Genomic DNA, 15,995 nt, shown 5'->3' with positions numbered 1-15,995 from the left:
AAGGAGATCCCCGGTGCCCCACCCCGCCCCGCCCGCCGTGCCCGCGACAGCCGGCGCGGACGACGCCCGGGCCGCCCTGCACCGGTTGCGCGCCGAGGTGGCCAAGGCCGTCGTCGGGCAGGACGCCGTGGTCACCGGGCTGGTCATCGCGTTGCTGTGCCGGGGTCACGTGCTGCTGGAGGGTGTGCCGGGGGTGGCCAAGACGCTGCTGGTCCGCACCGTGGCCACCGCGCTGGACCTCGACTCGAAGCGGGTGCAGTTCACCCCCGACCTGATGCCCGGCGACATCACCGGCTCGCTGATCTTCGACCCGCACACCGCCGCGTTCACCTTCCGCGAGGGGCCGGTCTTCACCAACCTGCTGCTCGCCGACGAGATCAACCGGACGCCGCCGAAGACCCAGTCGGCGCTGCTGGAGGTGATGGAGGAACGGCAGGTCTCCGTCGAGGGCGCCCGCCGCCCGCTGCCCGCCCCGTTCATCGTCGCCGCCACCCAGAACCCGGTCGAGTACGAGGGCACCTACCCGCTGCCCGAGGCGCAGCTCGACCGGTTCCTGCTCAAGCTCACCGTGCCACTGCCCAGCCGGGACGAGGAGCTGGGCGTGCTGCGCGCCCACCACGCCGGGTTCGACCCGCGCGACCTGACGGCGGCGGGCGTACGGCCGGTGGCCACCGCGGCCGACCTGGCCGCCGGCCGGGAGGCGGTGGGCCGGGTGCACGTCGCCGACGCCGTCCTCGGCTACATCGTGGACCTGTGCCGGGCCACCCGGGCCACCCCGGCGCTGGAGTTGGGCGCATCGCCCCGGGGGGCGACCGCGCTGCTGGCCACCGCCAAGGCGTGGGCCTGGCTGGCCGGACGGGACCATGTCACCCCGGACGACGTGAAGGCGACGGCCCGGCCCACGCTGCGGCACCGGCTACGGCTGCGCCCGGAGGTGGAGTTGGAGGGCGTCGGCGTGGACCGGGTGCTGGACACGGTGCTGGCCACCGTGCCGACACCGCGATGACCTGGCGGGCGGGCGTCCTGCTGCTGGTGGGTGCGCTGAGCCTGCCGGCCTGGCCGGCCCCGCTGGTCGGCGTCGCGCTGATGACCGGCGCGGTGCTGCTGCTCTGCGCCGTGGACTGGGCCCTGGCCGCACCGCTGCACGCGGTCACCGCCACCCGGGACGGCGACCGGTCGGTACGCCTCGGCGGCACCGCCACGATCACGCTGCGCCTGACCAACACCGCCGGCCGTACGCTGCGCGCCCAGGTCCGGGACGCCTGGGTGCCGTCGGCCGGCGCCGTCGGGGACGTACCGCCGCAGCGGGTGACCCGGGTGGCACCCGGCGGCACGGCGGTGTTGCCCAGCCGGCTCACCCCGACCCGGCGTGGCGACCGGCCGGCGGTGGCCCTGGCGGTGCGGTCGCTGGGCCCGCTGGGGCTGGCGTTCCGCCAGTGGGCCGGCCGGCCGGCGACGCCACCCTGGACACTGCGGGTGCTGCCCCGCTTCGACTCGCGGCGGCACCTGCCGGAGAAGCTGTCCCGACTGCGGGTGATCGACGGTACGCAGGTGACCCGTGGCCGGGGGCAGGGCACCGAGTTCGACACGCTGCGCGAGTACGTGGTCGGCGACGACGTCCGGTCGATCGACTGGCGGGCCAGCGCCCGCCGCAGCGACGTGCTGGTACGCACCTGGCGGCCGGAGCGGGACCGGCGGCTGGTCTGTGTGCTGGACACCGGCCGCACCTCGGCGGTACGGGTCGGTGACGAGCCGCGGCTGGACACCTCCATCGACGCGGCGTTGCTGCTCACCGCGCTGGCCGCCCGGGCCGGCGACCGGGTGGACCTGCTCGCCGCGGACATCGCGGTCCGGGCCACGGTGACCGGCAGTGGCCGGTCGAACCTGCTCAACCGACTGGTGACCGCGGTCACGCCGCTACAACCGGCCCTCGTGGAGACGGACTTCGGGCTGGTCGTCGGGGAGGTCCTGCGCCGGGAACGGCAGCGCGGCCTGGTGGTGCTCTTCACCGCCCTGGAGGCGGGCGCGCTCGGTGCGGGGCTGCTGCCGGTGCTGCCCCGACTGGCGGCCCGGCACCGGGTGGTTGTCGCGGCCGCGCACGACCCGGTGCTCACCGGCCTGGCCACCGCCGCGCCGGCCCGCCCGGCCGACGCCTATGCCGCCGCGGCGGCCTGGCGGGCCCTTGCTGAGCGGACCCGCGTCCGCGCCGCCCTGGCCCGCCACGGCGTCACTGTCGTCGACGCCCCCGCCGACCGTCTGGCCCCCGTGGTAGCCGACACCTACCTCCGTCTGAAGGCCCACGGCCGGCTCTGAACCCCTTCACCCCGTTGATCATGAAATTGACGGCGGTGGGGGGCCAACCTCGGCGCCGCCAACTTCATGATCATCCGCGAAGTCTCCGGGCTGGAGGGTGGCGCGGTGGCCGAGGAGGACGACATAGGCGAGGAAGGCCAGCCAGACGGCGGCGCCGATGCCCACCCGCAGCGCCGTGGGCACCGGCGCCGGGGTCACGAACGCCTCCAGCACCGCCGAGACGGCGAAGAGCCCGACCAGGCCGACGGCGACCAGGACCGCCGAACGGCCCGCCTCGGCGACCGCCTGGCCACGGGTCAGCCGGGCCGGCGGCGCGATCCAGGCCCACGCCGTGCGCAGCCCCACCCCGGCGGCGACGAACACGCCGGTCAGTTCGAGCAGCCCGTGCGGACTGACCAGGCCGAAGAACACGTCCGCCCGACCGTACGCGACCATCACGCCGCCGACCACGCCGATGTTCAACGCGTTCTGCCACAGCAGGTACAGCACCGGCACCACCAGCACCCCGGAGGCGAGGCACTGGGCGGCCACCCAGGCGTTGTGCGTCCACAGGTGGAAGGCGAACGTCGGCGCGGAGAACTCGGTGTAGTAGCCGGCGAAGCCGGAGTCGACGAGGTCGGCCGCCGCCTCCGGGCCGATGAGCGCCGCCGCGGTCTGCGGGTTGCCGGCGACGTACCAGATGAGGAAGAAACTCAGCGCCGTGAAGCCCGTCGACACCGCGCACCACCAGGGCCAGGCCCGGTAGACCGCGCCCGGGAAACCGACGGTCAGGAACCGGCCCACCGCCGCCCACGACGGGCCGCGCCGACCGGCGATCCTGGCCCGGGCCAGCAGCACCAGCTGGGAGAGGCGGTTGACCAGCACCGGGTCGGGTGCACGACTGCGCAGCACGGAGAGCTGGGTGGCGGCACGCTGGTAGAGCGCCACCAACTCGTCGATCTCGTCGGCGTCCGGGCGGCGTCGGCGGCAGAGCCGCTCCAGCCGCCGCCACTCGTGCTCGTGCTCGGCGACGTACGCGTCGAGATCCACTCGTCCTCCCCCCGTCCGGCGCCCATAGTGTTCACTGTGCGGGTGACCGCGCAACCACCGGTGCCCGCTCCCACCGGCACAGCCGGCCGTGCCCCGGCCTGGGCCGACGCCGGCCTGGTCAGCGGCGAGGCCGTCGAGCTTGACGTACGCGCCGCCCGACTCGGTTCCCGGGTGCTGGCGCTGCTGCTGGACATCGTCGCCCAGGCGGTGTTGACGGTGCTGCTGGCGATCCTGCTCAGCGCGCTGACGGTGCAACTGCTGCCCTCGGGGCTGCTCGACGGCGCCTTCCTCGAGGGCCTCGCGACGGTCTTCCTCGTGTTCACGCTGGTCGGCTATCCGGTGCTCTTCGAGCGCTTCTGCCACGGGCGTACGCCGGGCAAGATGGCGGTCGGCCTGCGGGTGGTCGCCGCCGACGGCGGGCCGGTCGGGTTGCGGCAGTCGCTGACCCGGGCGCTGGTCGGGGTGGCGGTGGAGTGGCCGGGCTTGGTGCTGCCCCTGCTGAGCTGGGCGGCCGGCGTCACGGTGATGCTGACCGACCGGCGCGGGCGGCGACTGGGCGACCTGGTGGCCGGGACGATGGTGGTGCACACCCGCTCCGCGCAGCCGTGGCTACCCGCCCCGACGATCACGCCGCCGCTCGTCGGATGGGCGGTCACGCTGGACCTGACCCGACTGGACGACGCGTTGGCGCTCGCCGTTCGGCAGTACCTGACCCGGGCGAACCGGCTCGCCGAGCCGTCCCGGACCCGGCTGGCGCAGGGACTGTGGCGCGAGGTCGCGGCGGTGACCTCGCCGCCCCCGCCGCGCGGCGTACCGGAGCCGCTGGTCCTCGCCGCGGTGCTGGCCGAACGGAACCGCCGGGGAGCACAGCGGCTGCGCCACAGCCGCGCGCTCACCGCCGCGCTCTGGCCCGAACTGGCCCCGCCGCGGTACGGGCCGACACCTCCCACGGCGGACACGCTCCGCCCGGCCGTGCCCGCTCCCCGCACCGGTCCCACCCCGGAGGTACGGGCGTGAAAGGGCTGTGGCTCTGGCTGGGCGTGCTGGCGTTGATCATCGTGCTCAACGCGTTGCGGTTGCGCCCGCTGGCGGTCGCGGTCTCGCTGGCCTGGCTCGGCTGGTGCGTCTGGACCTGGTTCCGCCCGACCCGTCGCGGCTCGCCCTGACCGAGTGCGCGTCCCGCGCTGACCCGCCGACGGGGCGGCGGCCCGCCTCGACGGCTGGGTGGCCCGTACCGGAAAAGGCACCGGGTCGGCCGCGCGGCGGCCGACCCGGTGTGGGTGGAACTCAGTAGCGGTAGTGCTCCGGCTTGAACGGGCCTTCCACGGAGATCCCGAGGTACGCCGCCTGCTCATTGGTGAGCTGGGTCAGCTTCGCGCCGAGCGCGTCCAGGTGCAGCCGGGCGACCTTCTCGTCGAGGTGCTTCGGCAGGACGTAGACGCCGACCGGGTACTCGTCGGTCTTGGTGTACAGCTCGATCTGGGCGATCGTCTGGTTGGCGAACGAGTTCGACATCACGAAGCTCGGGTGGCCGGTGGCGTTGCCGAGGTTCAGCAGGCGCCCCTCGGAGAGCACGATGATGGCGTGGCCGTCGTCGAAGCGCCACACGTCGACCTGCGGCTTGATGTTCTCGCGGGTGACGTCGGAGCGCTTCGCCAGGCCGGCCATGTCGATCTCGTTGTCGAAGTGGCCGATGTTGCCGACGATGGCCTGGTGCTTCATCCGGGCCATGTGCTCGTTGGTGATGACGTCGAAGCAGCCGGTCGCGGTGATGAAGATGTCGGCCTGCTCGACCACGTCCTCCAGGGTGGCTACCTGGTAACCGTCCATCGCCGCCTGGAGCGCGCAGATCGGGTCGACCTCGGTCACCACCACCCGGGCGCCCTGGCCACGCAGCGACTCGGCGCAGCCCTTGCCCACGTCGCCGTAACCGAGCACGACGGCCATCTTGCCGCCGATCAGCACGTCGGTGGCCCGGTTGATGCCGTCGATCAGCGAGTGGCGGCAGCCGTACTTGTTGTCGAACTTGCTCTTGGTCACCGAGTCGTTGACGTTGATGGCCGGGAAGAGCAGGGTGCCGGCGCGGTGCATCTCGTAGAGACGGTGCACGCCGGTGGTGGTCTCCTCGGTGACGCCCTTGATGGTGGAGGCGACCCGGGTCCACCGCTGAGCGTCCTCGGCCAGCGAGCGGTGCAGCAGTTCGAGGATGACCGCGTACTCCTCGGAGTCGGCGGACTCGACCGGCGGGACGACCCCGGCCTTCTCGAACTCGACGCCCTTGTGAACGAGCAGGGTGGCGTCGCCGCCGTCGTCGAGGATCATGTTCGGGCCGTCACCGTCGGGCCACGTCAGCACCTGCTGGGTGCACCACCAGTACTCCTGGAGGCTCTCGCCCTTCCAGGCGTACACCGGGACACCGGCGGGCGCCTCGGGGGTGCCCTCGGGACCGACCACGACCGCGGCGGCGGCGTGGTCCTGCGTGGAGAAGATGTTGCAGGACGCCCAGCGGACCTGCGCGCCGAGCGCCACCAGGGTCTCGATCAGGACGGCGGTCTGGATGGTCATGTGCAGCGAACCGGTGATGCGGGCACCGGCCAGCGGCTGGGCGTCGGCGAACTCGCGACGGATCGCCATCAGGCCGGGCATCTCGTGCTCGGCGAGTCGAATCTCCTTGCGCCCGAACGCGGCGAGCGACAGATCCGCCACCTTGTAGTCGCCCTCGGCGAGGGTGCTCGGCCGCGGGGCACTGGTGAACGCCGGGAGGGTGCTGGTCATGAAAGCTCCTGTCGAACGGTGTGCACGACCTCCCACCTTACGCGCGCGCACCGTCGCCCGGGGGAGAGCACCGCCGCCGGCACAGCGCCGTCGCCGTACCCCCGGACCCGGTCCTGAACCCCAGGGTACGGCGGGGACAGCGCACGGGGCGGTCGGTGTGGACTGGTGTTCGTCCACGACCGGCCGCCCCGTGCATCCCCCCGGTTTGGTTCCCCCGCGCGCGCTCCCGGACTGTCGTCGCGACAACGCTGCGTACTCATAGAGTCACAGTCAGACACGGCAGTGTCAAGCTATTTCGGAAAAGTCGGACTCATGCCGATCTCCTTCGGCACCCTGGACCGGTAGCCGGTCCGGCCTGCGGGCTCGCCCTTCTCCTCGGTCCCACCGCGTCCCGGTGGCACCGGGACCCCACGCCGGGGACAGCGTGTGCCGACAGGTGCCCCGCCAGTCAGCCCACCAGCGGACTCAGGGTGTCGGCGAACGGCGTCACCCCGATCCGGTCCACGATGGGTGCCTGCTTCGACCGCAGTGGTACCCCGGGGAAGGCGTCGGAGGCGTACGTCGTGCCGTCGAAGTTCGGCAGTTCCGCGGCGGAGAACCTGATCGCGTTCTGCCCCTGGACCAACTGCACGGGGATGGTCAGCTCCCAGTAGTTGTTGGCGTGGAACGAGTGCGGGAACATGACCCGCCGCACCTGCCCGTTGATCGAGATGTCCGCGTGGCGGGCCAGCGGGTCCGGGTTGTAGTGCGTGGCCGGCGCCTGCTCCGGGTTGGAGTAGCGGACGGTCAGCGCGTACACGCCGGCCTTGGTGGCGTTGACGGTGAAGGTCAGCGTGTTGCCGTTGCCCGGGTCGCCGCCGACGTTCGTCACCGCCTTGCCGCCGCTGGCCAGCGAGTAGTCGGCGATCGCCGCCGTACCGGCCCGCTGGGCGTTCTCCGCCTCGTACCAGGTGGGTACCAGGGTGCCCTGGGTGCGCTGCACCCGGAGCCGGTCGACCCGGGTGTCGGTGGTGCCCTTGCCGGTGAGCGTGATCTTGTTGATGCCGCCGGACAGGAACGCCTTGACGCGCTTGGCGGCGGTGACGTCGCCGACGTTCTGGCCGTTGACCGAGAGCCCGGCGTTGGCGCTACCGATCACGTCCACGTCGATCGCGGACTCGCCGTCACCGGGCGAGTAGACCCAGAAGTTGACCGACTGTCCCTGACGGATCGCGGCCACGCCGGCACCGGACACGCCGGTCTGGTTGTGGAGGGTCCGGGCGCCGCCGGCGAGGGTCGCGTGCTCGGCCTCGTAGATCGCCTGGCTCGCGGCCGGGTTGGGCAGCGACAGGTCGATCTTGTCGACGATCACGTCACCGGTGGTGGTACGTGTCCCGTTCAGGTTGCGCGCCGCGAGGGTGATCGTGTGGCTGCCCGCGGTCAGGTTGACCTTGGTGTCAGCGTGGTCCCAGACCACCCACTTGTAGCCCAGCGGCATGTAGAGCTCCTGCTCGGCGCCGCCGTCGACGCGCAGGAAGATGTTCGTCGGGCCCTGCTGGGCGACGAGGTTGTAGGTGTTGAGCGAGTTGGCGAAGACACTCAGGTCGTACGTGCCGTTCTGCGGCACGGAGACCGTGAAGTTGAGCACCACGTCGGAGTTGGTGCGCAGCCCGCCGACGTTGTACGTGCCGGAGGTGTAGAACTTCGCGACGTCCGACGGGGTGCCCTCCGGCCCGTTGCGCGACCAGCCGGTGCCGGTGTGCGCGGCGTCTTCCGCCTCGTACGTCGCCTGCCACAGCTTCGGCGCGACGGCGGGGGAGGTCGCCGAGCCACCCGGGGCCAGGGTGATCTGGTACGCGGAGGACTCCCTCAACTTCGGCAGGCTGTTGCCGAAGTCGAAGCCCACCCTGCCGTTGACCACCGGAGCGACGAGTTCCGCCACGACCTCCGGCTGGCCGGAGTCACCGATCTGGCCGGTCCACGGGATCTCCTGGACCAGCGCGTGCACCCTCTGGCCGAAGACGGCGCTGTTGACGTTGCGGAACTGGACGTACGCGTTGCCCGACGCACCACCGAAGATGGTCTTGGCCTGTGCCTTGGCGGTGTCGAGAGTGCCCACACCCTGCAGTGTGTAGCTGACGTTCGGCTGCGGCGGGGTCACCTTCACCGTCCGCCCGGTGAGCTGCCCGTACGCGTTGAGCAGCCACCACTGGCCGTTGCCGCGGTTGGCCTGCACCGCCGAGTCGCTGAGGTTGCCGTCGATGTTCCAGTACGCGATGTCCGCGTCCACCTTGGACTCCTCGATCGCCGAAATCCACTGGATCATCTGGCCCGGCACCGAGGTGTGGTAGTTGAAGGCGTACTCGTTGATGTTGATCGGCAACTGCCGGCCCGCGTACGCCGTGCCGGCGAAGACCGTGCGCTCCCAGCCGCGGTACTTCGCGACGCTGGTGCGCACCTGTGCCGGGTTGCTCAGCTCGTGCCAGGTCATCACCTCCGGCACCGTGCTCGCAGCCACCGTGTGCCGCAGGAAGCCCTGCACCTGGTTGTAGAGCACGCTGGTGTTCGGTCCGGCGATGCGCGCGTTCGGCATCTTGCCCTTGATCAGGGCGTACGCCTCGTCCCACGCGGCGAAGAAGTACTGCGGGTCAGTCAGCCAGCTGATCTTGTTGCAACTCCACGTCCCGGTGCCGAACATGTTGCCCTCGGGCTCGTTGAACGGCACGAACACGATGTTGTCCTGGTACTCCACCGGGAGCTGGAGCACCTGGTCGACCTGCTTGGCGAGCTTCTGCTTGTAGTCGCTCATCCGCTCGTGGCAGGTGCTGCCCGGCCACTGGTACGGGAAGCCGCGGTAGATGTCCGTCATGTAGATGTAGACGTCGCCGTTGGTCGCGTCGGCGAGCGGCTTGACCACCTCCAGCGCGTCCGCGCCGGGGTGCTGCGGGCCGTCCTGCGCCTTGGTCGAGACGGTACGCAGGTTGATGCCCTCGATCAGGTTGCGCGTCGGCAGTCCCTCGCCGTACAGGCCGTAGAGGACCCCGGAGGCGCCGCCGTGGAACGGACCGGTGTCGGCGCCCAGGTCGATGGCGAGGTCGGTCATCACGGTGACGTTGGCTTGGACCTGGGTGGTCGTTCCGTCGACCGTGCCGGTGACGGTGAACTGGTTACGGTCGGCGTACTGCGTCGGGCTGATCGCCGGCCAGGTGATCGCCAGCCGGCGGACGATGCCGTCGGTGTACTGGCCGTCGACGGTGGCGGGCAGGTTGGGCGCCGTGCCAGCGGGGGTGGTGATGGTGAACGACGTCTGCGCCAGGCCGGTCAGGGTGGCCAGACGGTTACCGGCGAGGTCGGCGACCTCCGCCGGGGTCAGCGCGGCGTCGTACACCCGGAAGTCGTCGAGCGCGCCGGCGAGGAACGGGTGCCCGCTCCAGAACGCCTTGCCCAGGAAGCCGGACGTGGTGTTCGTGTCGGAGTGCATGACGGTGGCGAGGTTGATGGCGGCTGTCCGGCTGCCGACCCTCGCCCCGTTGATGTAGTAGGTGATGGTCTGGCCGTTGATGGTGGTGGTCAGGTTGACCCACTGGCCGGTCGGCAGCTTCTGCGTCCCCGGCACGCCGACCTCGGCGCTGCCGTTGACCGGCTTGATCGACGACCGGGTCGTCGCGTCCCCCTGGTAGGACGGGGTCACGAAGGTGGCGGTGTTCAGGTCCTTGCCGAGGTTGTAGACCCACTGGAAGTCCGGGCCGCCCGACCACCTGAACAAGGCGGAGATGGTCACGGCCGAGCGGTTCTTGAACAGCCCGTTCGGGATGCGCACGTACGGCGCGGTGGTCGAGGTGCTTGCGCCACCCGGCAGGACCACTGCCTGGGTGCCGTCCGCGCCCGCCGCGGTGCTGGCCGAGCCGGGGTTGACCAGCGTCCCGTTGAGCCCGGACGGTGAGCGGTCGGTGACCACCCCGGTCGACAGGCTGCCTTCGAAGTCGTAGTGCAGGACGAGGTTGGCTGCTGGTTCGGCCGACAGTGCGGGAGAGGCCGGCAGGGCCAGCCCCACAGCCAGGCCCAGGAGGGTGGTTTGTGTTATCAGCCGACGCGTACGCCGGCTTCGGTGAGCGAGCATCGAGTTCTCCCGTCCGAGTGGAGCGGATCTGCGAATCGATTCGAATGTTGCGCCACGCTGCTGCACGGTAAGCAGCGAGTCAGCAGGCAAAGTGAGGATGCGGATCGGAGTTGCCAGTCGAACCGATTCGCCTTGCCGGCGAGATTAAGTTCCGGCTACAGGCATGTCAATAGAGTGCACACCCATGACCTCGCTCCAGCCGGCGACGCGGCGGCCCGGACGGGTGTCTCGCCAGGATTTGCCCGGCTCGTAGGCAGCGGCGCGGCCATGACCGCGCCCCTCAGCTCTGGCTAGAACGCGCCGCAGGTGGCGACGAACGCCTCACCCTCACCGGTGAAGACCAGCGGCTCCGCCGCGGCCGTACCGACCGCGGCCTGCCCCGGCTCCAGGGTGACCACACCGGCGCCGTCGTCCACCGCCAGCTTGCCGGCCCGGCAGAGCACCACCCGGGGGCCCGGCAGCGGCAGCCGCACCTGCGGCGTTCCCTCGTCCACTGTCACCCGGTGCAGCGCGAAGTCGTCCACCGGCACCGGCCAGCAGACCACCCCCGGCGCCACCGCCCGCGCCCGTACCACCGGATCGGTCAACACCTCGAAGCGCAGCACCCGCAGCAGCTCGTCGACGTCCACGTGCTTCGGGGTGAGCCCGCCGCGCAGCACGTTGTCGCTGGCCGCCATCACCTCCACCCCGGTGCCCCGCAGGTAGGCGTGCAGGTTGCCGGCCGGCATCCAGATCGCCTCCCCCGGTGCCAGCTTCACGTGATGCAGCAGCAGCGCCACCAGCACCCCGGGGTCGCCCGGGTACCGGGCGGCGAGAACCCGCGCCAACTCCGCGTCCGGGCCGGTGACGTCCGCGGTCACCACCGTCCGGACCAGCCCGGCGCGCTCCGCCGCCGGCCAGGTCAACAACTGGCGTACGGCGTCGCGCAGCCCCACCGGCCCGGCACGCAGCGCCGCCACCACCGGCTCCAACGCGGGTACGCCGAACCCGGCGAGCACCTGCGCCGAATCCACCGGGTCACGGAAACCGCAGAGCGCCTCCATCGGGGACACGGCGACCAGCAGCTCCGGCTTGTGGTACGGGTCGACGTAGTTGCGGTGCCCGTCGGTGCGCGTCGCGTCCACGGCGTACCCGGCGCGGGCCTGCTCGGCGTCCGGATGCGCCTGCAGGCTCAGCGGAGCGTCCGCCGCGAGCACCTTCATCAGGAACGGCAACCGGGGGCCGAACCGGTCGATCACGTCCTCGCCGAGCCAGTGGCCCGGCTCGGCGACCAGCAGGTCGATCAGGCTCACCCGGACACCGTCCCGGTCCACCGTGGCGGGGGCGCCCGGATGAGCCCCCAACCACAGCTCCGCCTCCGGCCCGTCGCTGGGCACCGGCCGCCCCTGCAACTGCGCGATCGCCGACCGGGAACCCCAGGCGTAGTCACGGATCGGCCCGTACAGCAGTTCCACGCTCAGCTCCCGGGCCGCCCGGTCACCTCGCCCGGCTCCCCCACGGGTTGCCCGGCGACCGCCGCACCGTTGCCGGCGCGCTGCGCGGCAGCCGGATCGTAGATGTCCGGCTCCAGGTAGATGACCCGGGCGATCGGCACCACCCGCCGGATCCGGGCCTCGACGGTGTTGATGTCGCGGGCCAGTTTCTCGGTGCTGTCGCAGGGCGGGACGCCGATCTTCGCCGCGACCATCAGCTCGTCCGGTCCGAGGTAGAGCGTCTTCATGTGGATGATCCGCTCAACCTCGGGGCCCTCGGTGACGGCTTTCTCGATGGCGGTGACGTCGGCGGGCTCGGCACCCTCGCCCAGCAGCAGGCTCTTCGTCTCGATGGCCAGGATGACCGCGATGGCCACCAGCAGCACACCGATCATCGCGGTGCCGACCGCGTCCCACTCACCATTGCCGGTGATCAGGGTCATGGTGACACCGAAGAGCGCGAAGACCAGGCCGACCAGCGCGCCCAGGTCCTCCAGCAGCACCACCGGCAACTCGGGCGCCTTGGCCCGCCGCACGAAGCGCACCCAGGACTGGTTGCCCCGGACGCGGTTGGACTCCACGATCGCGGTACGGAAGGAGAACGTCTCCATGACGATCGCCGCGACCAGCACGGTGACGGGCACCCAGTGCCACTCGGTGATGCCCTCCTTGTGCGACCACTTGTGGTACGCCTCGTAGAGCGCGAACAGACCACCGACGCTGAACAGCACGATCGAGACGATGAACGCGTAGACGTAGCGCTCCCGCCCGTAGCCGAACGGGTGCTGGGGGGTGGCCGCCCGCCGGGCCCGCTTGCCGCCGAGCAGCAGCAGCGCCTGGTTGCCGGAGTCGGCCACCGAGTGGATCGACTCCGCCAGCATCGACGACGAGCCCGTCAGCAGGAAGGCGATGAACTTCGTGACGGCGATGCCGACGTTGGCCAGCAGGGCGGCGACGATCGCCTTGGTCCCACCGTTCGCGCTCACGCCGCCGCTCCCCGGCTTCGCGCGATGGCGCGCGGCGCCCCGCCCCCGGACCGAACGGCGCGCTTCCTGCGGTCGCTCACTGGTTCGCCAGCTCCTTCATTTCGGTGATCGCCGGGACCGCCATCGGGTCCAGGCCGTGGGCCAGAGCGAGGTAGATCGAGGCGAAGTCGGGCACCGCGACGAGCGAGGCCAGCCGTTCCAGGGCGGACCCGCCCTCGGCGGTCACCACGTCGCAGCGCACCCCACGCCGCTCGGCGAGGGTCTGCACCGCCTCGGCCCGGCGCTCCTCGACCGCGAGAGGCTCGTCGGTGTCGTCCTCGGCGTTCAGGCCGCCGTCGCGCAGCAGCACCAGCCGCAGCCGGGTCGGGTCGCCCTCGACCTCACCCGGGTCGGCGAAGATGTCCCGCTCCGACTCGACCAGCCCGCCGAAGACACCGTCGAGCAGACCGACCCGGCCCCGGCCGGCCTCGCCGAGCGCCCCGGTCACCACCGGGTAGCGGGCGTTGGCCGACAGCGTGTCGCCGAAGCGTCGCGCCGCGACCGTGGCCAGCGGGGACGACCCCCACACGATCGGGATCGACCCGGACAGCCCCAACGCCAGGGACTTCGCCGGGTTCACGAAGGACTCGGCGGTGGGCCGGCACCGATCGGCGTCGGCGTCCAGCCGGGCCGCGGTCTCGGCCAGATCCGCCTCGTTGACCTTCACCAGACCGAGCGTACGGGCGGCGAGCAGCACCGGCACGGTGAGCGCCCAGAGGCTGGCCCGGGCCGGGGCGCGTCGGGGCACCGGGATGAACGGCGCGCGGGCCCGCTCCGCGACGGACTGCAGCTGCGAGTCCGGTGCGCCGACGGCGACCAGCCGGGCGCCCCGGCGGTGCGCGGCCTCGGCGGCGCCCAACGCCTCGGGGCTGCGGCCAGAGGCGCTCACCGCGATCACCACGTCGGCCGCACCCACCCAACCGGGCACGCCGGCACTGCGGTGCGGGATCACCGGCACCGGGCAGCGCGGCCCGGCGACCGTGGCGAGCACGTCACCGGTCCGCCCCGCGGTGCCGATGCCGGCGATGACGACCGCACGGGGGCGGCCCTCGTCCTCCAGTGACTGGAGGTTCGCCTCGGCGGCCAGCGCCGCCGACTCGCGCACCTGCGCGCCGGCCGAGGCGGTGAACCGCAGCATGCCGCCCGGGTCCTGCTCGGCGAAGGTGTCCGGATCGTCCAGGACCGACTCGTCGGCCACCCGCCGGCCGCTGACCCCGGCCGTCCCGTCCATCACGGCTGCGCCTCCGGCCCGCCGCGCGCCTCGTCCAGCAGCAGCACCGGCACGTCGTCGCGAACCTCGAAGACGCGGCCGCACTCGGTACAGGTCAGGGTCTGCGCCTGCGGGTCGTAGTCCAACGGGGCGTGATGTGTGTCCGGACAGGCGAGGATTTCGAGCAACTGCGGGTCCAGGGCCACGGCGCGGCTCCTTCCACGTGTGCGGTGTCGTCGGCCGGCGGTGCCGACCGGCGGTGGGGATCCTATCGGCGAACCCGCTCCAGCACCTCGTCGCGCAGCGAGATCATCCGCTCCTCGGTCGGCCCCTCCACGTTGAGCCGCAGCAACGGCTCGGTGTTGGAGGCGCGCAGGTTGAACCAGGCACCGTCGGGGAACCGCAGGGTGAGACCGTCCAACTCGTCGGCCTCCGCCTCCGGGTACGCGGTACGCACCTCGGCGATCTTCGCCGCCTGGTCGGCGACCGTCGAGTTGATCTCGCCGGAGGCGGCGTACCGCTCGTAGACGCTGGCCAGCACGGACAGCGGCTGGGACTGCTCGCCCAGCGCGGCGAGGGTGTGCATGGCGGCGAGCATGCCGGTGTCGGCGAACCAGAAGTCCCGGAAGTAGTAGTGCGCCGAGTGCTCGCCGCCGAAGATCGCGTTGGTGCGGGCCATCTCCGCCTTGATGAAGGAGTGACCCACCCGCGCCACCACCGGCTTGCCGCCGTGCTCCCGGATGATCTCCGGCACCGCGCGGGAGGTGATCAGGTTGTGGATCACCGTGGAGCCGGGATGCTTGGCCAGCTCACGGGCCGCGACCAGGGCGGTGATCGCCGACGGGGAGACCGGCTCGCCCCGCTCGTCGACCACGAAGCACCGGTCGGCGTCGCCGTCGAAGGCGAGGCCGATGTCGGCGCCGTGCGCCACCACGGCCCGCTGCAGGTCGACCAGGTTCTTCGGGTCCAGCGGATTCGCCTCGTGGTTGGGGAAGGTGCCGTCCAACTCGAAGTAGAGCGGCACGATCTCCAGCGGCAGGGCCGACAACGCGACGTCCCCCAGCACGGTGGGCACCGTGTGGCCGCCCATGCCGTTGCCGGCGTCCACCACCACCTTGAGCGGTCGGATGGTCGACAGGTCAACCAGCTTGCGCAGGTGGGCGGCATAGTCGGCGAGCAGGTCCCGCCGCTCGGCCGGGGCCTGCGGCTCGCCGGCCGGGCGGCCACCGGCGTCCAGCAGCGCCTGCGCGCGGTCCCGGATGTCGGTCAGGCCGCTGTCCTGCCCGATCGGCCGGGCGCCGGAGCGGCACATCTTGATGCCGTTGTACTGCGCCGGGTTGTGGCTGGCGGTGAACATCGCGCCGGGCAGGCCCAGTGCGCCCGAGGCGTAGTAGAGCATGTCGGTGGAGCCCAGCCCCAACTCGATCACCGGCCGCCCCTCGGCGCGTACGCCGGCGGCGAAGGCGGCGGCCAGGCCGGGGCCGGTCGCGCGCATGTCGTGCGCGATCAGGACCGCCTCGCCTGGCTCACCGGCGGCGTCGAGAATCTGCGCGAAGGCGACACCGAGGGCCTCCGCCACGCGCTCGTCCCACTGGTCGGGCACCGTCCCGCGGACGTCGTACGCCTTCACGATCTGGGACAGATCAGACACCGGTTTCGCTCCTCGACAGCAGGTCGTCAACGAACCTGAGCGTATCGGAGCGGACCGGTCCGTCCCGTCCTAGCCGGGCAGCCCGGGCAGCAACGAGGTGGAGTCACCCTCGGCGGCCGGCGTCGGTGCCATCGCCTGTGTGGGTGGCGCTGCCTGCGATGGCGGGGCCTGCGTCGGGTGCGGCGGCGTCGGCGCAGCTGGCGGCGTCGATCCGGCCGACCTCCCGGCCTGGGCTGACGTGGTCGACGCGGTGGACCCCGACGGTACCGGCCGGGACCGGTCCGGGGTGGCCGGTGCGCCGTACACGCCCCCGGTGGGGCGAGACGTCGGGTCGACCCTTGGGTGCACGCCGGCGCTGCCGTAGAGGCTGCCGGCACGTGGGGTGGGGGCGGGGGGCTGTTGGCCGTACGCCCCGGTGGCC

The 15,995-nt window shown here is 72.0% G+C and carries 12 protein-coding genes and 1 pseudogene; 4 read left to right on the top strand and 9 right to left on the bottom strand.

The window, feature by feature from the left end; genetic code table 11:
- The first annotated feature begins 37 nt into the window (after positions 1-37).
- Together E1166_RS23180 and E1166_RS23175 are read left to right on the top strand one after the other, a co-directional pair.
- On the top strand, positions 38-1,006 hold the full coding sequence (locus tag E1166_RS23180; RefSeq protein WP_132341969.1) for a MoxR family ATPase: 969 nt from the start codon (positions 38-40) through the stop codon (positions 1,004-1,006).
- Complete coding sequence (locus E1166_RS23175; protein WP_132341965.1) at positions 1,003-2,313, top strand: DUF58 domain-containing protein; 1,311 nt, start codon at positions 1,003-1,005, stop codon at positions 2,311-2,313. Before E1166_RS23180 ends, E1166_RS23175 begins: the two co-directional genes overlap by 4 nt.
- 18 nt (positions 2,314-2,331) lie before the next feature.
- On the opposite strand, the gene E1166_RS23170 is transcribed toward E1166_RS23175, so the two are convergent.
- Positions 2,332-3,342, bottom strand: coding sequence for a stage II sporulation protein M (locus E1166_RS23170; RefSeq protein WP_132341963.1), 1,011 nt, complete (start codon positions 3,340-3,342; stop codon positions 2,332-2,334).
- A 42-nt stretch (positions 3,343-3,384) separates the two neighbouring features.
- On the opposite strand from E1166_RS23170, the gene E1166_RS23165 reads away from it, so the two are divergent.
- On the top strand, positions 3,385-4,359 hold the full coding sequence (locus tag E1166_RS23165; RefSeq protein WP_243710486.1) for an RDD family protein: 975 nt from the start codon (positions 3,385-3,387) through the stop codon (positions 4,357-4,359).
- Positions 4,356-4,508, top strand: coding sequence for a hypothetical protein (locus E1166_RS31120; RefSeq protein ID WP_165944411.1), 153 nt, complete (start codon positions 4,356-4,358; stop codon positions 4,506-4,508). Before E1166_RS23165 ends, E1166_RS31120 begins: the two co-directional genes overlap by 4 nt.
- A gap of 121 nt (positions 4,509-4,629) precedes the next feature.
- Here E1166_RS31120 and ahcY read toward each other — a convergent pair whose 3' ends face one another.
- The 8 genes and pseudogenes from ahcY to E1166_RS31605 form a co-directional block, all read right to left on the bottom strand.
- Positions 4,630-6,117 (bottom strand): adenosylhomocysteinase, encoded by a 1,488-nt coding sequence (ahcY, locus tag E1166_RS23160; protein ID WP_132341961.1) that lies wholly within the window; start codon positions 6,115-6,117, stop codon positions 4,630-4,632.
- 448 nt (positions 6,118-6,565) lie between these two features.
- Positions 6,566-10,216 carry a LamG-like jellyroll fold domain-containing protein gene (locus tag E1166_RS23155; protein ID WP_132341959.1) on the bottom strand — a complete coding sequence of 1,217 codons (3,651 nt, stop codon included), beginning with the start codon at positions 10,214-10,216 and terminating at the stop codon, positions 6,566-6,568.
- Between the two features lie 290 nt (positions 10,217-10,506).
- Complete coding sequence (manA, locus tag E1166_RS23150; protein ID WP_132341957.1) at positions 10,507-11,670, bottom strand: mannose-6-phosphate isomerase, class I; 1,164 nt, start codon at positions 11,668-11,670, stop codon at positions 10,507-10,509.
- Between the two features lie 2 nt (positions 11,671-11,672).
- Positions 11,673-12,674 (bottom strand): cation diffusion facilitator family transporter, encoded by a 1,002-nt coding sequence (locus E1166_RS23145; RefSeq protein ID WP_132341955.1) that lies wholly within the window; start codon positions 12,672-12,674, stop codon positions 11,673-11,675.
- Between the two features lie 76 nt (positions 12,675-12,750).
- Positions 12,751-13,947: an SIS domain-containing protein gene (locus tag E1166_RS23140; RefSeq protein WP_132268395.1), complete on the bottom strand. Its 1,197-nt coding sequence runs from the start codon at positions 13,945-13,947 to the stop codon at positions 12,751-12,753.
- Positions 13,944-14,129 carry a Trm112 family protein gene (locus E1166_RS23135; protein ID WP_132268397.1) on the bottom strand — a complete coding sequence of 62 codons (186 nt, stop codon included), beginning with the start codon at positions 14,127-14,129 and terminating at the stop codon, positions 13,944-13,946. Before E1166_RS23135 ends, E1166_RS23140 begins: the two co-directional genes overlap by 4 nt.
- Before the next feature lie 62 nt (positions 14,130-14,191).
- The gene (locus E1166_RS23130; protein WP_132341953.1) at positions 14,192-15,574 is read right to left on the bottom strand and encodes a phosphomannomutase/phosphoglucomutase; all 1,383 of its coding nucleotides are present in this window, start codon (positions 15,572-15,574) and stop codon (positions 14,192-14,194) included.
- Between the two features lie 69 nt (positions 15,575-15,643).
- A pseudogene (locus tag E1166_RS31605) lies at positions 15,644-15,995 on the bottom strand (hypothetical protein); the annotation flags it as partial.

The sequence above is a fragment of the Micromonospora sp. KC213 genome (genome assembly GCF_004348325.1).
Taxonomy (GTDB): Bacteria; Actinomycetota; Actinomycetes; order Mycobacteriales; family Micromonosporaceae; genus Micromonospora.
Note: the sequence above shows the minus strand (reverse complement) of the source record. Positions and strands in the feature narration are given on the sequence as shown.